Origin of the sequence: Bacillus sp. AFS077874, from assembly GCF_002566505.1 — a bacterium.
Lineage (GTDB): Bacteria > Bacillota > Bacilli > Bacillales > Bacillaceae_G > Gottfriedia.
The window spans coordinates 447,851-468,325 of sequence record NZ_NUYF01000005.1 but is presented as its reverse complement, the minus strand read 5'-3'; the positions used below and the strand labels follow the sequence as shown (position 1 = coordinate 468,325).

Below are 20,475 nucleotides of genomic sequence, written 5' to 3'. Positions count from 1 at the left end.
GAGTATTTAATAAAGTACTCTTTTTTTCATACTAAAGAATAAAATTAAACATATATATTGGTAGAGTACAAGTATAGGGAGGTACGAATGTGAGCTCAATTCTTACATTTATTTTCGCATTAATGCTATTTTCATTGTCTGGGATCTTATTTCCAATAGATCTTAAATGGTATAGCAAGTTGAAAAAACCTGTATGGACTCCACCTAGTAAATTATTTGGAATCGTATGGGGAGTGCTCTATGTATTAATTGCACTGTCACTCTCTATAGTACAGTACAAAGTTGGTCTAAAAAATACCTCAGTTACTTATTTGCTTATTTGGATCATAAATTATATAAGTAACCAGGCATTTAGTTATTTTCAATTTAAATTAATGAGACTTGATTTAGCAGCATTAGATTGTTTAATTGTAGCAGTTACAGCGGTTTTATTAATCATTTTAACGATACCCTATTCGATGTTAGCCGCTGTATTATTAATTCCATATGCTGTATGGACTATCTTTGCAACCTATCTATCCTTTAATCTGTATTATTTAAATAAATAATACGTTTATCAAATTTTAAATTACATAGTAGAGAGATTTTGAAAATTTGTCCCAAAGATCTCCCATTTGTTCCTCAAAAAAGAAATAAATTTAGCGATAAAAAAACACCCCGAAACATGTTACTTGGCCTAACATTTTCGGGGCATTACTTTTTTTACACATACTCAATTAATTTGGTATTTCAGTATCTTGATAAATCACTGTTTCTTGATAGTACTTTACAGAAAACTAAATGAAGACCGCTCTTTTTATAGAAATTAAAATGTAAAGTGATATTTGAGTGCTCTTCTTTGCTAAATAGCTTGTAGATCTGTTTATTATTAGAATTTTATAAAGAGGAGTATAGTAGATGGAAAAACGAATGGTTTCGTCTGAAAATAGGATTGACATATTAGATGCAATTCGTGGATTTGCTTTATATGGAATTTTTACTATAAACATCGCTTCATTTACAATTGGTGGTCCACCTGGATTTGTTAAAAGTAGCAATGAAATTGATAATTGGATGACCACAATTTTACTATTACTAGTTGAATCAAAATTTTTTACTCTTTTTTCTTTCTTATTTGGAGTGGGGTTTTCAATCCAACTAATAAATGCGAATAAAAAAAATAAATTATTCATCCCACAATTTACTCGTAGATTATTTGGATTATTTTTATTTGGATTAGCACATATTTATTTTTTATGGGATGGTGATATTTTATTACTTTATGCACTTGTAGGGGGGATCTTACTTTTATTTAGGAATTCTAGTGAAAAAAAACTTATTAAATGGGTAGGTGGGCTATTAATCATTCCTATTTGTTTACTTACAGTAGTAATGATTGGAATTACAGTGCTGAGAAATATACCAGAATATGGAATTCAAATACATCATATTGATGTTTCCTTTCTGAATGAATTTAGGAAAGGACAAATTGCGTCCAATAACCCTTTAACAACTAGTTCTTTTTTTCAAACAGCTAAAGAACGAATAGTAGGTTATATTGAAATTTTCCCTCTACTATTTTCAAGAATCCCCTCGGTATTATCTATGTTTTTATTAGGTTATTTTGTAGGGAAGAAAGGATACATTTATAATATAGAAAACAATACACAACTTTTTTCCAAAATTGCAAAATGGGGTTTAATCATTGGTTTATCTTTAAATTCCATTATTATTTTTATGTTTGAAATGCTTCCTCCGTTATCAAGTGTAATTGTTTTGTTTTTCAACCAATACTTGACAGGTCCAATATTATCATTAAGTTTTGCAACATGTTTTATCCTATTATTTAAAAATAAGCGTTTTAATAAATTATTAAAAAACTTTGAGTATACAGGACGATTAGCTCTTTCAAATTATATTTTCCAATCTATAATATATTCTATTTTATTCTATGGTTACGGTTTAGGTTTATATGGGAAAATAAGTACTTGGCAAGCAATTGCTATTACGTTTGTCATTTATACGATTCAGATTTACTTAAGTAAACTTTGGTTAAAATATTTTAGAATAGGACTGTTAGAATGGTTATGGAGAGTAACAACGAAACTAGAAATTTTACCCATAAAAAGATAAATATTAATATTAAATTTAAAAACTCCCTTATTTGATGGATCAACTTGTTAAATAAGGGAGTTTTTGTCTTTTTTTGTAATTTGAAAAGAAGATATTTTTAAAGTTTATATCCAAGTTATCATTCCTAATTTTTCGCTTAAAAAATGTAATCTAATTTACCTAAAAAATTAAGTCAAAGTACAGCTTATATTTTACTGCCCAAAATAGAAAAGAGGCTGATTAACCATATTTTTAATATATTGAACAAAATAGTCAGTAACCAGATGAAATCATCCATTGTTGGAAAATATATACATTAAATATCGGTAAAGTCCTGTCCTTTTTTGACCAGAAACCGCTGCTAAAGGAAAGATGCAAAGTTTGTAATATCAAAAAAGAAAATAAAATTGAATCATCTGAAATTTATAACAATATTAAATTTAGATTTTATACTTGATTCATGTAGGACTACGGTGTATATTAATTGACATATCAATGATTGACCCCTCAACTATTGATAGTCAATAATTAGTAACTTGTAATAAAATTTCATCATATTTTTTTGGAGGTAGCGCGTGCCTAATACAAAAGAAACAAAAGTACTATCACTATTAAAAGAATTAAAAGTTCAAATTGAAACAACATTTGAAAAGTGTATGGGTATTAGTCAATCGCGATTAGAAATTTTGAATCAATTGTTTGAGTACGGTGAAGTTAGTCAATCCCAGCTTCAAAAAACATTAAAGATTGATAGTGCTGCTATTACTAGACATTTAAAACAACTTGAGTTAAATGGAAAGATCACTAGAAGAAAGTGTGAGACTGATAACAGAATAACCTTAGTTAGATTAACGCAAATGGGACAAGATCAAATGTCTAGTTTATGGAAGGAAAAAGTAGAGTTTGTAGAGAACATGCTTATTGGCTTTTCCGAAGAAGAAATTGACTTAACGCTTGAATATTTAAACCGTATACAAATAAATATGAACCAAATTAATTCTAGCCGCGATAACTAAATAATACTTAAAAATTAGTAAAGAGGAGAATGCAACAATGACTACGACAACATTAACTAATAATTTTAACGAAATTTTAAAAGGAAGACGCTCAATCCGCAAATATGATCCAAATGTTAAAATCCCAATGGAAGAAATGCATGAAATTATAGAAACAGCTACATTAGCTCCTTCTTCAGTAAACATGCAACCGTGGAGATTTTTAGTAATTGAAAGTGATGAAGCAAAAGCTACATTAGCTCCATTAGCTAGATTCAATCAATCACAAGTTGAAACTTCTTCTGCGATGATTGCACTATTTGGGGACTTAAATAATTTTGATAATGCTGAAGAAATATATGGTCGTGCAGTTGAATTAGGTTATATGCCAGCAGACGTTAAAGAGAAGCAACTAGAAACACTTAGTGGTTTCTTTGCAAACAGTACCACAGAGCAAATGAAAGATACTGTTTTAATTGATGGTGGATTGGTAGCAATGCAATTTATGCTAACTGCTCGTGCGTATGGTTATGACACTTGTCCAATTGGTGGCTTCGAAAAAGACAAAATTGCAGAAGCATTCGGTATGGATAAAGACCGATATGTTCCTGTTATGTTGATATCAATAGGTAAAGCTGTTGATGCAGGATATCAATCTGTGCGTTTACCAGTTGAACGTGTAGCAGAGTGGAAATAAAAATATAAAAAAAACAGTGAAAAGAAGGTAAATATTATGATTATTATTCATGCGAAAATGACAATTGATTCAGCAAAAGAAACGAAATTTTTAGAGGAAATGACTTCGTTATTAGAATTATCAAGAGCAGAAGAAGGTAATATTTCATACGATTTGACAAAACAAACGGATAGCGAAAATGAATACATGATGGTCGAAATTTGGCAAGATTTAAATGCTGTAAATGCACATAATACAAGCGCTCATTTTACAGCGTTTGCTGAAAAAGCTTCAGATTACCTTTCAGCGCCAATTCAAATAAATCTTTTTGAAGCAAATAAAATAAAGTAATTTATCAAAAATGGAATAGTGTTTAGAAAATATACCAGGCGAAAAAAACATATTTGAAACGTTTAAAAATTAATCTATAAGAGCCTGTAAAGAATTAGTTCATATAATAAATGAAACCTATCTTAATCCTTGTGGTAAGATAGGTTTTTTTCTTCTCAAAAAATAACTTAGTAAGAGTAGAACATTAGTGGACTTGAATTTCATCTTAAGTCATTACCTAGTAGGATTTAGATTCATGTTGCTTTTTGAATTCTTACATACATAGAATTATTATAGCCGATACTAAAATTATGGTGTAATTTACATCATAAACTTCGATGTGGGGGTAAACTTATATGAATATTCGTGAAGGTTTAATTCCAACAGTTTTAGGTTCTGCTGTAACAGCTACTGGTTATGCATTAAAACAAAAACGAGGAACGAATAAAATGATCGCCAATACAGTTTTTGGTTTTGGTTTAGCCCATATTGTATTAGGTGCCATTGACTTAGTTGAACATCGAAGTTAGATTGAAAAAAGAGAGTGTTAATTTTTAAACACTCTCTTTTTCAATCTTATATTTATCAGCATTTTTACTGGCCAAATTTTTTAGGTTAATAAAGATGAAAGCATTTTGTGACACCCTCATATCTTCTTTTTAGTAATTAGTAGTTTTCGCTACTTCTGTATTATTAGGTTCAGATACACGAGTTAAAAAGAAAATACCAATAACAAATAGAATAATTAGACTAAATACACCCATATTAGAACGGCCTGTAATTTGAGCTGTCAAACCGACTATTAATGGTCCCATGATCGATGCAAATTTACCGAAAATATTATAGAAGCCAAAAAACTCATTTGATTTTTCTTTAGGTACAAGTTTTGCGTAATATGACCGACTTAATGCTTGGATTCCGCCTTGAGATGTGGCAACAAGCATAGCCAAAATCCAAAAGTCTAAAGTAGAATTTAAAAAGTAAGCATATATACAAACAATCATATAAATAATGATTCCAACATAAAGCATAATTTTACCTGAAAATTTATCAGCAAGTTTTCCGTAAATAATTGCAAATGGAGCAGCAACGACCTGTGTGACAAACAAAATAATTAATAGATTTGTTGAACTGATTCCAAGGTCAGTTCCATAAGCTGTTGACATTGTAATGATCGTTCCAACGCCATCAATATAAAAGAAATATGCCAGTAAAAATATAAATAAAGCACGATATTGTCGGATATTTTTAAAGGTTTTTCCTAGCCGTTTAAAGCTACTTAATACAGGATTTTGTACAGGTTCAATAAAATAATTTTGACGAACGTTTCGTAACAAAGGAATAGTAAAAATGCCCCACCAGACAGCAGTTATAAGAAAGGCAATTTGACTTGCAAGAGTTGTTGAAATTGAAATTATCTCCTTTTGAGCTAATACGATTATTGCAATACTAATGATAAATGGAATTGTACTACCTATATATCCAAAACCAAAGCCTCGAGCGGATACCTTATTCATTCGTTCTTCTGACGTTACATCTACTAAAAAAGCGTCATAAAATACATTCGCACCAGCAAAGCCAATAGCTGTAATCGTGTAACAAATCAATAGTAAAAGCCAGTTATCATTAGGAATAAATGCAAGTAGTGCAGTAAAAGAAACACCGAGAGTAAAGAAGAAAGAAAATAGCTTCTTTTTAAATCCTTTATAGTCGGCAATTGTTCCAAGGATTGGACTTAACATAGCTAATGTGAATGTAGAAATTGCGATTGTATAACCCAAATAAGCAGTAGAATCAGAGGCACTTATTCCGGCTTTTGTAGCAGAAGCTTTATAAAAAAGAGGGAATACGGCAGTGCTAATAATAATAGAATAAGCTGAATTGGCCCAATCGTAGAAAATCCAACTATTTTCTTGCTTCGTAAAACTCTTCATGAGTTTTTTCCTCCTAATGATTAGTAACTGCTATTTATAGATTAGATACTACTAATATTTTATTTATCCTCTACAGCTTTCAGTATATTATCTAAAAATTCCCTGTATAAGTAGTGGACAAGAGGAGAATCCTTAAGATTTTTGGACACCGGGCTAAAGAAAAACACGAAAAAGGTAAAAAAGTAGTAGATGTTAATACATAAATTACCACTTCTATGTTATCTTAGTTATATACACAATTCTTGGAGGTTACGAGTAATGAAATCTACTTTAAACGATACTACAAATGACAAACTACCATATTCAAGGACCAATCCATTTCAAGCGAAGGTTCTCAAAAATATTAATTTAAATGGAACAGACTCAAACAAGGAAACAAGGCATATTGAATTATCATTGAAAGGGTCAGAACTTACTTATGTACCAGGTGCTGCACTTGGCGTGATTCCTTCAAATGATCCAGAGTTAGTTGCTGCTCTTATAAATGAAATGAAATGGGATGAAGAAGCAAATGTAACAGTTGGTAAGCAAGGTGAAACACTATCTCTAAAAGAAGCGCTTACATCCTACTGTGAAATTACACTGTTGACGAAGAAGATCTTACAACAGGCAACTGCATTTACCGAAAACGAAGAGCTGAAAAACCTTGTGTTGGTTGAAAATGCAACTCAATTAAAGGAATATTGCTATGGACGAGATTTACTTGATATGTTACGTGATTTTGGTCCATGGAGTGCATCTGCTCAAGAGATCGTTTCATTATTAAGAAAAATGACTCCAAGACTATATTCAATCGCAAGCAGTATTGCTGCAAATCCAGATGAAGTTCATCTAACAATCGGTGCTGTACGCTACACTGCACACGGACGCGAGCGTAAAGGTGTTTGTTCTGTTTTATGTTCAGAACGTATTAAAGAAGGAGATACTCTTCCAGTCTTTGTTCAAGTAAATAAACACTTCTATTTGCCAGAGTCTGGGGACAAAGATATTATTATGGTTGGACCTGGGACGGGTATTGCACCATTCCGTTCGTTTATCCAGGAAAGAGCAGTTAATAAAGTCTCTGGCCGTTCATGGTTATTTTTTGGAGACCAGCATGAAGCGTCAGATTACCTTTATAAAGGCGAGTTAGAAAAATATCAACAAGATGGAGTATTAACAAAAATTGATACTGCATTCTCCCGTGATACAGATCAAAAAGTTTATGTGCAGCATAAAATGCTTGAAAATAGCAAAGAATTATATGAGTGGATTGAAAAAGGAGCTTATTTCTATGTTTGTGGAGATAAGGAATATATGGCGAAAGACGTCAACGAAGCGCTAATTACTATTCTTGAAAAAGAAGGTGCGATGGAACGCGAAGCAGCTGAAGCACATCTTAAAGATATGCAGAAGCAAGGGCGTTATCAACGTGATGTGTATTAAGATTAAAAGGTAATAATTAGATAGGTATTTTGTAAAAAGAAGTAACCCTTCGTTCCAGTTGGTATAAAGGGTTACTTCTTTTATTGTTTTTAAGGTCAATTTTTTGCTCTGATGCCTTATATAGAATCACTTCTTTTAATCATTGTTAATCCAATGTTTAGCCTACTGTTCTATTCAAATACTTGGCGTAGCTCAATCTGTCCTTCTCCAAGACCATGTGGGTCTGGCGCGCGCATCGCCCACTCGATGGCTTCCTCTCGAGATTTCACATCTATGAACCAGTATCCTGCTATCAACTCATTGACTTCAGCGAAAGGCCCCTCTGTAATGGCTGGCGGTTCTCCGGGAACAGGGTAAGTAATACGAATACCATTGGAACTTGGATGGAGTCCACCGACTGACACCAGAACTCCAGCTTTCCTCAATTCTTCATTATATTTCTTCATCTCAGCAAACATCTGATCCATCTGCTCTTTTGGCATTGTCCCTGCTTCAGAATCCTTTGATGCTTTTACAACCATCATAAATTTCATTAGTAACTCCTCCTCGGGGTTATGTCTTTCTAATGTTAAACCCTTATCATTGGTAACATTCATACTGCCTACAGCTATCATTATTATATCTTGGTTCAAGCTTTTATTGAAGGAGGTATGATTCTATTTCAAATTCATATAACCATCAAAATTTATCGGCTATTTTTTATAGTATATTTTTCTTCAATTTTGTTTGTATTTTTTTCTTTTAAATATCTCTCGTATGCTACCTTTACTTTATCCTTTTTCAAAGCATTGGACTCTGATTGTGATGCTGCTATATTATCTCTTATTTCTCTAAGTAAAAATAACCCCTTTAAGAGACAACCTAAAATGATACCAAAACAAATCCCTCCGCCTAAAACTGGATTTGCTAATGTAAACAAAGTTAAGAAAAAGCCGCCAATTGTGCAGATAACAATTAAACCAAATAAATTCATGTATACACTCCTATAAAATGATTTCATTTTAACTAATACATTTCGTTCTTCACCTCAAAATCACCTTTATCCTCTGAGACTAAACTGGAATTTTTCTGTGAAAAAAAAGCTGCATATAAGCAGCTCGTGTTGTTCAAATAAAGCATGCTTCATTTGAACAAATCAACAAGGATTTTACCGCAACTTACCTTGTTGTTTGATTACTGTATAATCATAGGTTTTCTACATATCTTTGTGTAATCTTCATTCTCGGCTATTTTTCTTACTTTTACATCTTTAATAATCCATTCTGTTCGAGAGTTGTTTTCAACCTTTAAAGTAAACAGGTGGTATGGAGGCATTATTGCTCTTTCATATGTGACAAATTGATAGGTTATTTTATAACTGTATGCCTGTTCAGGCTTAGACTTAACCTCTACAAATTTACAAAAATGAGATAGGTACATCTCTCCAAAATAAACTTTAATTGCTTTTGATTCCAGTGGGGATAAGAATGTATAAATTATATCTTCAAGCATCTTATCATAACGTGAATTAACAGTTTCAGCTTGAACAGGAGATATAGTAATAAAAGTAATCAGACAGCTAATAAAAATGATTTTTCTCAAATTTAATACCTACTTCTACTATTTGGTAGGTATTTTCTCCAAATGAAGAACTTGCATTCTTATTAAACTATCCTACAAATAATTGAATAAGAAAATCAACAATCCACATTTACTCAGCTAAAAAAATAAAATAAGATGGAGCGATTCCATCCAAAATAAAAATTAAATGTCTTTTCACATTTTCAATCAACTATAGACATTTTTAAGATGCATATCTTAATTAATAAAAGAATAAAAGTAAAACTGTAGAAATAAATAAATGTACGATTTAGGTAGAACAATATTTATTTTGTATAAGAAGAGAACGGTTTTAGATTATAAAGGGGGGGAGAAAAGGTGAGTTATATCGATTCATTACTAAATCGACAAGTATTTGTACTTTTATCTGGAGACATAGCTTTTGAAGGTATTCTAACAGATGCAGGACAAGACATACTTGTATTATATAATGGTCAAAAATATTATTATATCCCTTGGATTCATGTTCATCGAGTACATTTATGCCAGCATATTAAAGATAAGATAGATACTCCTAACGAGCCTTCAATTGCAAATGAAATTGAATCAATTTCCTACAGAAAAGTTTTAACAAATGCAAGAGGGATCTTCTCGGAAATATATGTTACGGGAAATTTGACGTTTCATGGCTATATAACAAGTGTTTTAAGTGACTATATCGTTTTTTATTCACCCGTTTTTAAAATGATGTATATCTCATTATCTCATCTAAAGTGGCTTTCTCCTTACCATCAAAATGTAACACCTTATTCAATTGATAATGCAAACTTTCCAATTAATCCATCGAATATCTCCCCTGTGCGCTCGTTTGAATCACAATTAAAAAAAGAAGAAGGAAAACTGGTTATTTTTGATGGTGGAAATGATCCGATGAAAATTGGTTTACTGAAAACGATTGAAAGTAGTGTAATTGAATTATCAGTCGCAAGTGGGGAAGTAGTTTATTTAAGACTTAATCATATTAAGTCTGTTCATTTGCCTTAAATGAATTTATGTTTTTTATGAAACATTAAACGATTGGGAAGCTCTTATTCTAGAGCTTCCCTTTTTATCGGTTTCTTATATCGAAAAATATTTTAAGATAATTAATCTGAATGAAAGATAATTTCTAGTCTATATAATTTGAAAAAATATAAATTGGAGTAGTTCATTTCAAATATAAGTTGAATACCCACTTAGCGTGTTATTTATTGTGATTTTTCTATAGGGGTTATTGGGCAAATGTTACCATAGTTATTTATCTTTAGGGGGCATTTGCATTATATAGGTAAAACAACCATCTTCTATAAAATAATGAAATCATCTAAATCATCATTATTATATTTGAATAATAATATAACAAATGGACAAGTTTCATTGGAAAATATTTTATAAGAAGGTGAGTTTTATGAATTTCGAAATTCTAATGAGTGCTTCAGTATTTCTATTAACGATGGCGGTCATTTTTTGGAGACCAAAAGGTATAAATGAAGCATGGCCTGCTGCATTTGGTGCAGTAATCATTTTAGTGACCGGGATCGTAACAAAAAGTAATTTAATCGATATTGTACACAAAATAGGTGAGGCTTCTATTACAATTATCGCAACGATTGTCATGGCGATTATTTTAGAAAGTTTTGGATTTTTCCATTGGTCTGCTGCTAGACTTGCAAGTTTAGCAAAAGGGTCAGGGCGTAGATTATACTGGTATATCCAGCTTTTATGCTTTTTAATGACATTACTCTTTAATAATGATGGCAGTATTTTAATTACAACTCCGATTTTAATTCTCCTACTAAAAAATTTACGTTTAAAACCACATCAAAAAATTCCATATCTTCTTAGCGGAGCATTGATTGCCACAGCTTCAAGTGCACCGATCGGTGTAAGTAATATCGTAAACTTAATCGCATTAAAAATTGTTCATATGACACTTTATATGCACACAGCTATGATGTTTGTCCCTGCAAGTACAGGATTGCTATTTATGTCATGGCTAATGTACATGGTATTAAGAAACAAATTACCAAAACAATTGCCGGTGTCTACGGATGACATAGAAGAGTCATTTTTTATGAAAAATTTTCATCCTTTAAAAGGGAAAATGTCAGTAGAAACAAAACAAAAAAGAACAAAATTTATGTTAAAGGTATTGGGATTTGTATTCCTAATGCGCTGCTTATTATTTGTCGCTTCATTCCTAGGAATACCGATTCAATATGTTGCAGTTTTAGGTTCACTCGTCTTATTAACTTGGAGATGGTATCACTTACGGACAAGCCCTGTTGATATCTTAAAAAAGACACCTTGGCATATTTTAGTCTTTGCATTTTCGATGTATGTGATTATTTATGGTCTCCATAATGCTGGTTTAACGGCAGCTTTAGTAAAATTCTGTGAGCCAATCGTAAATCAAGGCTTATTTCAAGCAAGCTTTATCATGGGAGGATTAGTTTCAATCCTATCAAATCTGTTTAATAATCATCCAGCTTTAATGGTTGGAACCATTACACTAACGGAAATGGGGCTTGATCCAATTACATTAAAGACAATATATCTAGCTAATATTATCGGTAGTGACATTGGATCGTTATTACTTCCAGTAGGTACTTTAGCATCCCTAATTTGGATGCACATATTAAAACAAAATAAGATTAAGGTGAAATGGAAGGATTATCTAAATGTATCATTAATTGTCATTCCATTAACAACAATCGTAACGCTGTTTCTACTATATTATTGGGTACAATTAGTTTTCGCCTAATAAACAAATTACAATCTACTAGAAAGAGGAGATGCAAATGAGTGATGTACAATCATTAGTTGGAGAAAAAATTTATGTACAATTATCAGGTGGTAATTATTTTGAAGGAATACTAACAGATTATGGTAGAGATGTCCTAGTATTGTACAACGGACAAAAATACTATTATATTCCATGGCTTCACGTTCACAGGGTTAGTCTAAGTAGCAACTATAAAGACAAAATAGATCAACCTACTGGACCTTCAATAGCAGAAGATATTGGAACAATCTCTTATCGTAAAATATTATCAAATGCAAAAGGAATCTTTGCAGAGATATATGTTACAGGTAATATCACATTTCATGGAAATATTATAAACGTATTAAGTGACTATATCGTGTTTTATTCACCAGTATTTAAAATGTTGTATATCCCTTTATCACATTTAAAATGGTTAACACCATACAATCATAATGCCAACCCCTATAACTCTGAAATCAATCTATTACCTGAAAATGCAAATAAGTCATTTTCACGCCTGTTTGATACACAATTAAAGAAAGAAGAAGGAAAATTTGTCGTATTTGATGGGGGAATTGACCCAATGAAAATTGGAGTACTCAAGAGGGTGGAAGATGGTGTCATTGAATTAAAAGTTGCAAGTGGGGAAGTCACTTTATTGAGGCTGAATCATATTAAATCGTATCACTTACCGTAGCTAATTATGTTTTTAATAGATTTTTTGTGCTCAAGTTCATCCTTGGTATCGTGAGGAAACTATGTCAGTATATTTAATAAATCTACCCTTGACGTTTTATGCGTAAGGGTTTTTCTATTATAGGTCATCATTCTATGAATGAAGGCTGGGCAAGTTTTTGGCATATAAGAATTATGCGTTAACTAAATCTTGATTCAAATGAAGCAATCGAATACGCGAAATTAAACGCAGGAGTACTTCAACCCTCTAAAACAAGTATTAATCCATACTACTTATGACTAAGAATGTTTGAGGATATTGAAGAGCGATATAATAATCCAACATATGAAATGAAATGTGTGAGTTAGAATCCGATAGTAACTTCATAAGAAACTATTTTAATTGAGAGATAGTAGATTTTATTCCAATGACAAGGCAAGGAGTATAAGGTCATTAACGGTTTATTTATAATTTTATTAATTATTTTCAGAATTTTTCCGCACTATCAAAATATAAATTAAAAGTATCTTAAATTCGTCTAATAAATTGATACCTTCTCTATTCTTTAGATGGATTAAAAAAGGAGGAATGTTTATGTTTTGTAAAGTATGTGGTAATTCATTAGTAGAAAATGACCGTTTTTGTGGAAATTGCGGAACAAAGGTTATTTCTTTGAAAAAGGAAGAGGTAAACTCAATTATTCAAGAGCAGATTAATGAGGATATTTCCTTAGGTGAATCGGTTTCAAAAGTAATTACATCCAGGGCTGAACGATCGAAACAAGAATCTGCTACAATCGTACATAACGGGCTATTATCACAAGCAGTAAGTGAACCAAGTGTAAATAGCCAAGTTATGAATCATATGAATTCAGAGCAACTTAATCAATTTAAATCATCAATGTTAGACTTTTGGAGTTTCTTTAAATTAGCTATTAAAAACCCTTATGGTGTTGCACAGGGAGTTACTGAAAAATATTTTTTAAAAGGGATTATTATTTTAATTTTATTTTCGCTTTTAATTCCAGTAACTTTCTATAATGTACTAAAAATTGGTATTAAATCAACAGAGAGTGTTCTAGGAGATTACACTAACTTCAGTAGCCAATTAAGCTTTAGTGCCTTGGTTATTAGCCCATTTGTTTTGATATTAATTGTTCATTTGGTAACTGTCATAACATCTTACATTTTTTTAAAAGGTAAAAAATCAAATCTTCAATTAAAAGAAGTTATTGCGAGATATGGAACTTTATATTCTGTTAGTTTAGCCATGTATAAAAATGGGGTGAGAAGTTGAAATAAACATACTAAAGATTATTAATTCGTATTTAACCCTATAAAGATCTAACGATATAATGTAAAGAAATGGACCTATCAATAAAAAAACGTGTAAGGAATCCAAGGATATCCATACACGTTTAGAAAAAAAAAGAAGTTCGGTTTAATAGATTTTAAAATATGTTATTTACCTACCTGTACATTTGACCCATCATCATTAACATCGGAACTATATTGATCTATGCCATCTGCAATCTTCATCATCAAATTTGTTAAATATTGTGGATCTGATAGTTTTTGATCTTCTTCGGGATTTGTCATAAATCCAAGTTCAATTAAAGTAACAGGAACCTTTGACCAATTAAATCCTGAGAGATCGTCACGATAGGAAATTCCTTTTACTATTGTAGATTGCTCTTTTTTTACTTCTTCAACAATGTTCTGTGAGATTAGTAAACTATCCTTATAAAGTGATGGAATATATGGATTTTCTTTAGACGGAGTTAAAACAGAAAATCCTTTTGTTGAATGATCATTCGACCCGTCGGCATGGATTCTTATAAATAAATCAGCATTGTTTTTGTTTGCTATTTCTGCTCTTTCTTTATTGCTTAAGTTTACATTATTTGTTGTACGAGTGAATATGACATTGTAACCCCTTTTTTTAAGGATTTCACCTAATTTAAGTGATGCCTCTAAGCTTAAAACATACTCGGGCTTCTTTGTCACTATTCCAGTTGTACCACCAGCCACCTTTATCTTCATTTCACTTGAGCCCGGACCTAATGGTTCAAGCGCTGTATTTGCTTTGCTTTGGTGACCTGGATCAATACAGATTACAAGTGGTTTTGTGGATTTCTTTTTTTCATATGTTTGAATGACTTTATTAGGTTTTTCTTTAACGGTTTCTATTTTAGGCTGCTGACTTAGTGATGTTTTGTGTGGTTTAATACCAGAATGATCTTTTGGATAAAATAAATAACTTAAAATACAGATTGTAAAGATTATAAAAAAAATAATGCTCTTTTTATTAACTACCAACTTCAATTAAGGAACTCCTCCCTAGCTTTGATTAGGTTTACATTATAAGTTTCAATCTCACTTAAAGTACCATTATAATTCACATTTGGACTATACCATGATTGAGCTAAAAAATAGTTGCGCATTTTAACCGTTTTAAAAATGTATCCATGACGTGCATAAATTTCGTTTCTTGCTTTGCTTAACTCATCTTTCGTCAAATAATCTATATCATCTTGAGTTAGTTTTCTTATATTACTCATTGGCAATATAAAATGATTTGCAGTAGACACGTCACCATATACCATTGTATGGATTACGATAGCTAAGTCATCTTTCGAATTTCCTTCCAATACAGGTATTGAAACACCGCAAGAACCTGAATAATACGCTAAATCATCGTTAGATAACGTATGTGGATACTGTGCAACACATTGATCACCTACATAAATATACCATGATGTATTTTTAGACATTGCTATTTCATCTGCAATATTTGCTACTTTAATAGCCCAATCCCTTATTGGAGAAATATCTCCACTGTCGTATAAATTAAATATTAATTGAAGATTTTGAGGAGAAATATTATTAGCTGTTAAATTAATGACACCATCACTTTGTGTTATGTCCCAACTTCCGACAGATAGACTTCTACTACCATCGTAAATTTTTAATTGTTCTAATTGAGCTTTATAAAAAGGGATCGTTTGAGTATTAGGTGGATTATTTGCAGAGTCACTAACTTCATCTTGCTCATTATCATTATTTTCTACCTGATTCGATACATGTTGTGAGTGCTGATTTTTATTTGTAAGTTTTGGATAAATTAAATAAATTGCGACAGTCAATATAATTAATACGGCAATTGAAATCAATATATCTTTCATTCTATTATACTTATTTTTATAATTACTTTCCTGCAAATTTCGATTTTCCGAACGAGTTTCGACCTGATTAGTCACTTCTGGATTACTAGATTTTTCTCCACAATTTGTACAAAATTTTGCGTTTTGCTCTAAGTTTCCACCGCATTTAGTACAGTAAGCCAAATTGTCTCACTCCCTTTTTAATAGCTAAAATTATTCTAATGTTGACTTTAAGAAAAAATGCATTTTTTTTGTAGGAAAGAATGGGATAGGGTGGGGTGTAGGAAAGTCCGTTGGATTGTCTATATTTATTAAAAAAACGACTAAGAGGAATCTCTTTAGTCGCTTTGTAATTATTTGCTTAGTTTCAATAAATGTTTAGTGATAATAAATGAAATTACCACGATAATAAATATATGATTAATCTCTATTTCAAAGCACAAAAATTTAATTTACTTCGTAATAATTCATACAAAAAAATTATAAAAACATCCTAAAAAACGCTGAATTCCCCTAATTATAAAATTCAACTTAAATGCCAACACAAGTATACTCTAGAAATAATCCAACCTAATAATATACCAATAACGTTTAAGACTACATCATCGATATCCATCACCTTATTTGGATATCCTGTTATATAATTGATTCCAAGCTGAATTATTTCAATTGACACAGACAGAAAAAGCCCAATTAAAAAAATTCTATGAAACCGCAGAATTTTTCTTTTTAGTACTACATAGAGAACTGGTATTGGACACAATAAAAGAATGTTACCTATTACTTGTATCCATAGATCATGTTCAATCGAATTGAGAATTGTCTTAAAAGGTGAAAATTGATAAAAGAGTTTACTAGTTAATTCGGGATTTTTTGTATAAAAATACGTAATTGGAAAGAAAACAACTTTTACTAAAGATAAGAAGTAAAAAAAACATATTGTAAATTGATAGAAACTTTGCCTTGAAAATGTTTTACTAATCCAGTTTATCTTCACAAAATATGCAATTAATCCTAACAAAAATACAAATAAAAATTCAACAGGATCTAATGTTACAGAAAAGCCGATCATGTTAGTATTTCCAAGATATTTTCATTTTTAACCTATACATTTCATTTTATCCCCTTAAATTTAGTAATGACAAAGTCCTTCAATAATTAAATCGGATAAATATAAAAGAAAATTAATATCATATGTGAACAAATATTGAAAATAGAAATAAAGGTAAATAGTAGAACGAAAGCGAAACAATTAAAAATACTACCTGAAAGGCTGGTCAAAAATGCTTAATTTCGTTTTTCCTGGTTTAGTCTTAATTATTTTAATTGCATTATTTGTACTATTAAATAGAATCGTTAAGAAATCTAAATGATCATAGATTGAGAGGGAAAAGAATCTACAATTTGATTCTTTTTTTATTTGGCTAACTCAGCTTTTTAATAACTTCTTCAACAATTTTATTCGTTATTCCGTTAAAGGGAAGACAGCGAATAAAGTGATCATTTAATTTCCACATATTCCATTGGTCATCTAAGATTACAAACTTTTCAACGTCTTTTGTCCTTAACCATTTTGATATTTCCAATTCTCTTATTTCAGGTTTCATTTTCAGATCAATTATAGGTGTAATATCAATTATTAAACCGGGGTTTATATCATAATCCTGAAAATTTCTAATAAGTTCTCTCCAAAGGTAACCATTTTTACTTTGATGGATTCGCCAAGTCGAGGTGATTACAATTGCAGCTTGCGTCTTTTCGGTAATCTTTTTCAAATTTTCCATTGCCTCTTGGTCAAACTTTATACAATCAATTTGGCTTAAATTATTTATTCTAATTTGCCGATCAGTATTTAAAACTCCGTCGATATCTAAAAAAATAATCTTCATATAGTTCACCTTCCTAACTCAAAATATATAAATATTTGATAATTAATTCCTATCAAGAGCTAGTTTTTTTAAAATAAATAGGTCATTTAACATAACAGTAAATAAAAACGAAATTTAAATGGACCACATTGACAAAAGTTACAAAATATTCATACAAATTTATATCATATTTACAGTATCTATACAGTTCCTAAATACTCTTCCTTTATATTGAAAGTAAGAAAATATTCAGGTAGGGAGTGTTTTTCATGGGGAACAAGAAAACGATTATTAGTGCTGCTTTAACAATTGCAACTGCAACAACATTGGGATTTAATCATTTCGTAGATGCAAAAGAATCCGATAATAGTCACAAACAAGGAAAGGCTAAAAATGTGATTGTTTTTGTTGGAGACGGAATGGGGGCTGCACACCGTGAGGCGATCCGACTGGCTACTGTTGGACAAACTGGTAAACTAGCAATGGATGATATGCCTTATGCTGGATTAGTACATACTAGCTCTACTACTGCTATAACAGATTCGGCTGCTGCGGCTACTGCTATGGCGTCAGGGGTCAAAACGTATAATGGGGCAATTGGTGTTGATGCAAACAAGAATTCGGTAAAAACAGTCTTGGAAATGGCAAAAGAAGCTGGAAAATCAACTGGTTTAGTTACAACTAGCCAGATTACGGATGCAACTCCAGCAGCATTTGGTGCCCATGTGACAGATCGTTCTAAACAAAGTGACATTGCTAAGCAGTATCTTGAAAACAGCAAAGTCGATGTTCTACTAGGTGGAGGAGAGGACTTTTGGTATCCTGCAGGAAATGCTGGAAGCTACGAAGACCACCCAGTAAAGGACCCTTCTGAACAAAGTAAAGGTACACAAGGAAATCTTGTAGATGAAGCGAAAAAGCTTGGCTACAATTACGTAACGAATGCTAATGAGCTACAAAAAGCGAAAAATGGTAAGTTGTTAGGTCTTTTTGCAAATGAAGAAATGTTCGAACAAAGAGAAGAGGGAAAAGGTGATCTTTATGATCCGGTAGTATCTCTTCCTGACATGACTAAAAAAGCAATCGATACTTTATCAGATAATAAAAAAGGTTTCTTCTTAATGGTAGAAGAAGAGGGCACAGACGAAATGTCTCATGAGAACAATGCTGAAAAAATGATCAAGGCTGGTCAAGAACTAGATAAATCAGTATCTGTAGCTAAGGAATATGCCAAGAACCACCCTGACACTCTTGTTCTAGTAGTAGCAGACCATGAATGTGGTGGCTTATCAATTGAAGATGTGGACAGCAAAGATGAGTCAGGCGATGGAATTTCTAAAGAAGACGGACCATTTAATGTGGCAAACAGTAGCAATCAATTCATGATTGACTGGACAACAAGTGGACACGGTGGCGTATCTGTTCCATTAACAGCAATTGGTGCTGGAGCAGAGCTATTATCAGGAACATATGAAAACACTTATATCTATGAGGCTATTAAACAAGCAATGGGTTTAAAAGAATAATTTTGTTGAAAAACATTCCATTTATCAAATGGGATGTTTTTTTATTGTGCGCCCGAAAAACTTAACAACAAAAAGAAAATCATCATTATTTATTAAATGAAAGAAATAAATCAAAGAAGGGTAATTACATATACAAAGAGAATTAATGTTTTAAGGTAAACTACAGAAGAAATAACTAGATTATGTTAAATCTTTAATTTCACTGAAATAAGAAAATAATTAATTAAAGGTAGTGTTATATTGAGAAAATGGGTTATAGTACTTTTTTTAATCTGTTTTGGTTTAATTGCTTGTATACAGATTAATAAAAAAAATCTGAATACGTTTAAATTATTTAATTTCAATTCGCAAACAGAATCGGGAATTCCAAAAATTGATCACATTGTAATAGTAATTGAGGAGAATCATGCGAAACAGCAGATTATGGGGAATCATTCTGCACCTTATATTAATTCACTAATGAACCAAGGGGCCAACTTAATTAACTATCATGCAATTGAACATCCTAGCCAACCAAATTATTTGGACCTGTTCTCTGGATCAAATCAAGGTGTCACAGACGATGCTTTACCAAAAACAAAATTCTCAACAGATAATTTAGCAAGTGAGCTTATTGAAAAAAAATTAACATTTGCCGGTTATTCAGAAGATTTGCCTTCAATTGGTTTTAATGGAGAATACTACAAAAATTATGCACGTAGGCACAATCCTTGGGCTAATTTTACAAATGTCCCTAAAAAAGCAAATCAGCCATTAGAAAATTTCCCAACAAATTTTAGTAAACTTCCAACTGTTTCGTTTATAATCCCAAATCTCCAAAATGACATGCACGATGGAACAATTAAACAAGGAGATCAGTGGTTAAAAAAACAAATTGGTGCTTATGTCAAATGGGCAAAAACGAATAATAGTTTGTTAATTGTAACATGGGATGAAGATGACCTTTCACATAATAACAAAATTCCCACCTTTTTTGTCGGACCCATGGTAAAAAAAGGACAATTTAACGAAAATTTAAACCATTTTGATCTTTTACATACAATAAAGGATATTTACGGATTAAAACATGCAGGGACAAATAAATCTGTTAAAACTATTAAAAATATATGGAAATAATTGGTCGATTATTGAAGTAGACAACAAAGTTGAGTCTAGCGATGTGATTTCATAGAAGACAGTCTATTTAATATGTAAAACAGTGGCAATCAATTTAGGATTGACTGGACAACAAGTGGTGAATTTAAGAAACATTCCATTTTTAATTATGGAATGTTTCATGCTGTTGAAAAACAACATTGTCAATTAAATTACCAAATTTTCGTAAAAGGAGTAGAGTGCTGTTGATTTCCATTACATGATGCTCGCTTTCCATGGGACGAGATTCTTTGGCCTCCTCGGCAAGCCTGCGGGGTCTCAGCTTTCCCGCTTATCCCATAGGAGTCGAGC

General features: G+C 31.5%; 21 protein-coding genes and 1 pseudogene. 14 read left to right on the top strand and 8 right to left on the bottom strand.

Annotated elements, in window-relative coordinates:
• Nucleotides 1-122 precede the first annotated feature (122 nt).
• The 6 genes from COJ46_RS04030 to COJ46_RS04005 all read left to right on the top strand — a co-directional run bounded on the left by COJ46_RS04030 (nucleotide 123) and on the right by COJ46_RS04005 (nucleotide 4,622).
• Nucleotides 123-548, top strand: coding sequence for a TspO/MBR family protein (locus COJ46_RS04030; RefSeq protein WP_097978819.1), 426 nt, complete (start codon nucleotides 123-125; stop codon nucleotides 546-548).
• Nucleotides 549-897: 349 nt separating this feature from the next.
• Nucleotides 898-2,112 carry a DUF418 domain-containing protein gene (locus COJ46_RS04025; protein ID WP_097978788.1) on the top strand — a complete coding sequence of 405 codons (1,215 nt, stop codon included), beginning with the start codon at nucleotides 898-900 and terminating at the stop codon, nucleotides 2,110-2,112.
• 554 nt (nucleotides 2,113-2,666) lie between these two features.
• Entirely contained in the window at nucleotides 2,667-3,107 is a 441-nt protein-coding gene (locus COJ46_RS04020) for a MarR family winged helix-turn-helix transcriptional regulator (protein ID WP_286145486.1), read from the top strand.
• A gap of 37 nt (nucleotides 3,108-3,144) precedes the next feature.
• Nucleotides 3,145-3,783, top strand: a complete 639-nt coding sequence (locus tag COJ46_RS04015) for a nitroreductase family protein (RefSeq protein ID WP_097978789.1) — start codon at nucleotides 3,145-3,147, stop codon at nucleotides 3,781-3,783.
• A gap of 36 nt (nucleotides 3,784-3,819) precedes the next feature.
• Nucleotides 3,820-4,113 carry a putative quinol monooxygenase gene (locus COJ46_RS04010; RefSeq protein ID WP_098565721.1) on the top strand — a complete coding sequence of 98 codons (294 nt, stop codon included), beginning with the start codon at nucleotides 3,820-3,822 and terminating at the stop codon, nucleotides 4,111-4,113.
• A 335-nt stretch (nucleotides 4,114-4,448) separates the two neighbouring features.
• Nucleotides 4,449-4,622, top strand: coding sequence for a hypothetical protein (locus tag COJ46_RS04005; protein WP_025671792.1), 174 nt, complete (start codon nucleotides 4,449-4,451; stop codon nucleotides 4,620-4,622).
• A gap of 129 nt (nucleotides 4,623-4,751) precedes the next feature.
• Here the strand turns inward: COJ46_RS04005 and COJ46_RS04000 are convergent, their stop codons facing one another.
• On the bottom strand, nucleotides 4,752-6,026 hold the full coding sequence (locus tag COJ46_RS04000; protein WP_098565720.1) for an MFS transporter: 1,275 nt from the start codon (nucleotides 6,024-6,026) through the stop codon (nucleotides 4,752-4,754).
• 189 nt (nucleotides 6,027-6,215) lie between these two features.
• Between COJ46_RS04000 and COJ46_RS03995 the strand changes: the two genes are divergently transcribed.
• The gene (locus COJ46_RS03995) at nucleotides 6,216-7,451 is read left to right on the top strand and encodes a sulfite reductase subunit alpha (RefSeq protein ID WP_483295506.1); all 1,236 of its coding nucleotides are present in this window, start codon (nucleotides 6,216-6,218) and stop codon (nucleotides 7,449-7,451) included.
• A gap of 170 nt (nucleotides 7,452-7,621) precedes the next feature.
• On the opposite strand, the gene COJ46_RS03990 is transcribed toward COJ46_RS03995, so the two are convergent.
• The 3 genes from COJ46_RS03990 to COJ46_RS03980 all read right to left on the bottom strand — a co-directional run bounded on the left by COJ46_RS03990 (nucleotide 7,622) and on the right by COJ46_RS03980 (nucleotide 9,032).
• Complete coding sequence (locus COJ46_RS03990) at nucleotides 7,622-7,984, bottom strand: YciI family protein (protein ID WP_097978793.1); 363 nt, start codon at nucleotides 7,982-7,984, stop codon at nucleotides 7,622-7,624.
• 152 nt (nucleotides 7,985-8,136) lie between these two features.
• A complete protein-coding gene (locus COJ46_RS03985) occupies nucleotides 8,137-8,424 on the bottom strand; it encodes a hypothetical protein (protein ID WP_098565718.1) in 288 nt (95 codons plus the stop codon).
• Nucleotides 8,425-8,624: 200 nt separating this feature from the next.
• A complete protein-coding gene (locus tag COJ46_RS03980; protein WP_098565717.1) occupies nucleotides 8,625-9,032 on the bottom strand; it encodes a DUF3888 domain-containing protein in 408 nt (135 codons plus the stop codon).
• A gap of 336 nt (nucleotides 9,033-9,368) precedes the next feature.
• Here COJ46_RS03980 and COJ46_RS03975 point away from each other — a divergent pair, with 336 nt between their 5' ends.
• The 5 genes and pseudogenes from COJ46_RS03975 to COJ46_RS03955 all read left to right on the top strand — a co-directional run bounded on the left by COJ46_RS03975 (nucleotide 9,369) and on the right by COJ46_RS03955 (nucleotide 13,768).
• Nucleotides 9,369-10,034: a DUF2642 domain-containing protein gene (locus COJ46_RS03975; RefSeq protein WP_097978796.1), complete on the top strand. Its 666-nt coding sequence runs from the start codon at nucleotides 9,369-9,371 to the stop codon at nucleotides 10,032-10,034.
• 403 nt (nucleotides 10,035-10,437) lie between these two features.
• The gene (locus tag COJ46_RS03970) at nucleotides 10,438-11,793 is read left to right on the top strand and encodes an arsenic transporter (RefSeq protein WP_098565716.1); all 1,356 of its coding nucleotides are present in this window, start codon (nucleotides 10,438-10,440) and stop codon (nucleotides 11,791-11,793) included.
• Between the two features lie 37 nt (nucleotides 11,794-11,830).
• A complete protein-coding gene (locus COJ46_RS03965; protein WP_098565715.1) occupies nucleotides 11,831-12,493 on the top strand; it encodes a DUF2642 domain-containing protein in 663 nt (220 codons plus the stop codon).
• A 134-nt stretch (nucleotides 12,494-12,627) separates the two neighbouring features.
• Nucleotides 12,628-12,768 (top strand): annotated as a pseudogene (locus COJ46_RS25330) (SpoVR family protein); the annotation flags it as partial.
• Nucleotides 12,769-13,066: 298 nt separating this feature from the next.
• Nucleotides 13,067-13,768: a zinc ribbon domain-containing protein gene (locus tag COJ46_RS03955; RefSeq protein ID WP_176527920.1), complete on the top strand. Its 702-nt coding sequence runs from the start codon at nucleotides 13,067-13,069 to the stop codon at nucleotides 13,766-13,768.
• Nucleotides 13,769-13,932: 164 nt separating this feature from the next.
• Here the strand turns inward: COJ46_RS03955 and COJ46_RS03950 are convergent, their stop codons facing one another.
• From COJ46_RS03950 to COJ46_RS03935, 4 genes are all read right to left on the bottom strand, one after another.
• Complete coding sequence (locus COJ46_RS03950) at nucleotides 13,933-14,796, bottom strand: N-acetylmuramoyl-L-alanine amidase (RefSeq protein WP_098565713.1); 864 nt, start codon at nucleotides 14,794-14,796, stop codon at nucleotides 13,933-13,935.
• Nucleotides 14,793-15,818, bottom strand: coding sequence for a YARHG domain-containing protein (locus COJ46_RS03945; protein WP_286145485.1), 1,026 nt, complete (start codon nucleotides 15,816-15,818; stop codon nucleotides 14,793-14,795). The genes COJ46_RS03950 and COJ46_RS03945 overlap by 4 nt, the downstream gene beginning before the upstream one ends.
• 343 nt (nucleotides 15,819-16,161) lie before the next feature.
• On the bottom strand, nucleotides 16,162-16,707 hold the full coding sequence (locus COJ46_RS03940) for a VanZ family protein (protein ID WP_098565712.1): 546 nt from the start codon (nucleotides 16,705-16,707) through the stop codon (nucleotides 16,162-16,164).
• A 352-nt stretch (nucleotides 16,708-17,059) separates the two neighbouring features.
• Complete coding sequence (locus tag COJ46_RS03935) at nucleotides 17,060-17,524, bottom strand: HAD domain-containing protein (protein WP_097978804.1); 465 nt, start codon at nucleotides 17,522-17,524, stop codon at nucleotides 17,060-17,062.
• A 248-nt stretch (nucleotides 17,525-17,772) separates the two neighbouring features.
• Between COJ46_RS03935 and COJ46_RS03930 the strand changes: the two genes are divergently transcribed.
• Entirely contained in the window at nucleotides 17,773-19,029 is a 1,257-nt protein-coding gene (locus tag COJ46_RS03930; protein WP_097978805.1) for an alkaline phosphatase, read from the top strand.
• Nucleotides 19,030-19,269: 240 nt separating this feature from the next.
• Complete coding sequence (locus COJ46_RS03925) at nucleotides 19,270-20,145, top strand: alkaline phosphatase family protein (protein WP_286133664.1); 876 nt, start codon at nucleotides 19,270-19,272, stop codon at nucleotides 20,143-20,145.
• Nucleotides 20,146-20,475: the final 330 nt, after the last annotated feature.

What these genes read in the sequence shown, in the direction of transcription:
- COJ46_RS03970 (WP_098565716.1), top strand. Translation starts at nt 10,438, where the DNA reads ATGAATTTCGAAATTCTAATGAGTGCTTCAGTATTTCTATTAACGATG.
- COJ46_RS03965 (WP_098565715.1), top strand. Translation starts at nt 11,831, where the DNA reads ATGAGTGATGTACAATCATTAGTTGGAGAAAAAATTTATGTACAATTA.
- COJ46_RS03930 (WP_097978805.1), top strand. Translation starts at nt 17,773, where the DNA reads ATGGGGAACAAGAAAACGATTATTAGTGCTGCTTTAACAATTGCAACT.
- COJ46_RS04030 (WP_097978819.1), top strand. Translation starts at nt 123, where the DNA reads ATGCTATTTTCATTGTCTGGGATCTTATTTCCAATAGATCTTAAATGG.
- COJ46_RS04015 (WP_097978789.1), top strand. Translation starts at nt 3,145, where the DNA reads ATGACTACGACAACATTAACTAATAATTTTAACGAAATTTTAAAAGGA.
- COJ46_RS03935 (WP_097978804.1), bottom strand. Translation starts at nt 17,524, where the DNA reads ATGAAGATTATTTTTTTAGATATCGACGGAGTTTTAAATACTGATCGG.
- COJ46_RS04005 (WP_025671792.1), top strand. Translation starts at nt 4,449, where the DNA reads ATGAATATTCGTGAAGGTTTAATTCCAACAGTTTTAGGTTCTGCTGTA.
- COJ46_RS03990 (WP_097978793.1), bottom strand. Translation starts at nt 7,984, where the DNA reads ATGAAATTTATGATGGTTGTAAAAGCATCAAAGGATTCTGAAGCAGGG.
- COJ46_RS04025 (WP_097978788.1), top strand. Translation starts at nt 898, where the DNA reads ATGGAAAAACGAATGGTTTCGTCTGAAAATAGGATTGACATATTAGAT.
- COJ46_RS04010 (WP_098565721.1), top strand. Translation starts at nt 3,820, where the DNA reads ATGATTATTATTCATGCGAAAATGACAATTGATTCAGCAAAAGAAACG.
- COJ46_RS03955 (WP_176527920.1), top strand. Translation starts at nt 13,067, where the DNA reads ATGTTTTGTAAAGTATGTGGTAATTCATTAGTAGAAAATGACCGTTTT.
- COJ46_RS03985 (WP_098565718.1), bottom strand. Translation starts at nt 8,424, where the DNA reads ATGAATTTATTTGGTTTAATTGTTATCTGCACAATTGGCGGCTTTTTC.
- COJ46_RS03940 (WP_098565712.1), bottom strand. Translation starts at nt 16,707, where the DNA reads ATGATCGGCTTTTCTGTAACATTAGATCCTGTTGAATTTTTATTTGTA.
- COJ46_RS04000 (WP_098565720.1), bottom strand. Translation starts at nt 6,026, where the DNA reads ATGAAGAGTTTTACGAAGCAAGAAAATAGTTGGATTTTCTACGATTGG.
- COJ46_RS03995 (WP_483295506.1), top strand. Translation starts at nt 6,216, where the DNA reads ATGTTAATACATAAATTACCACTTCTATGTTATCTTAGTTATATACAC.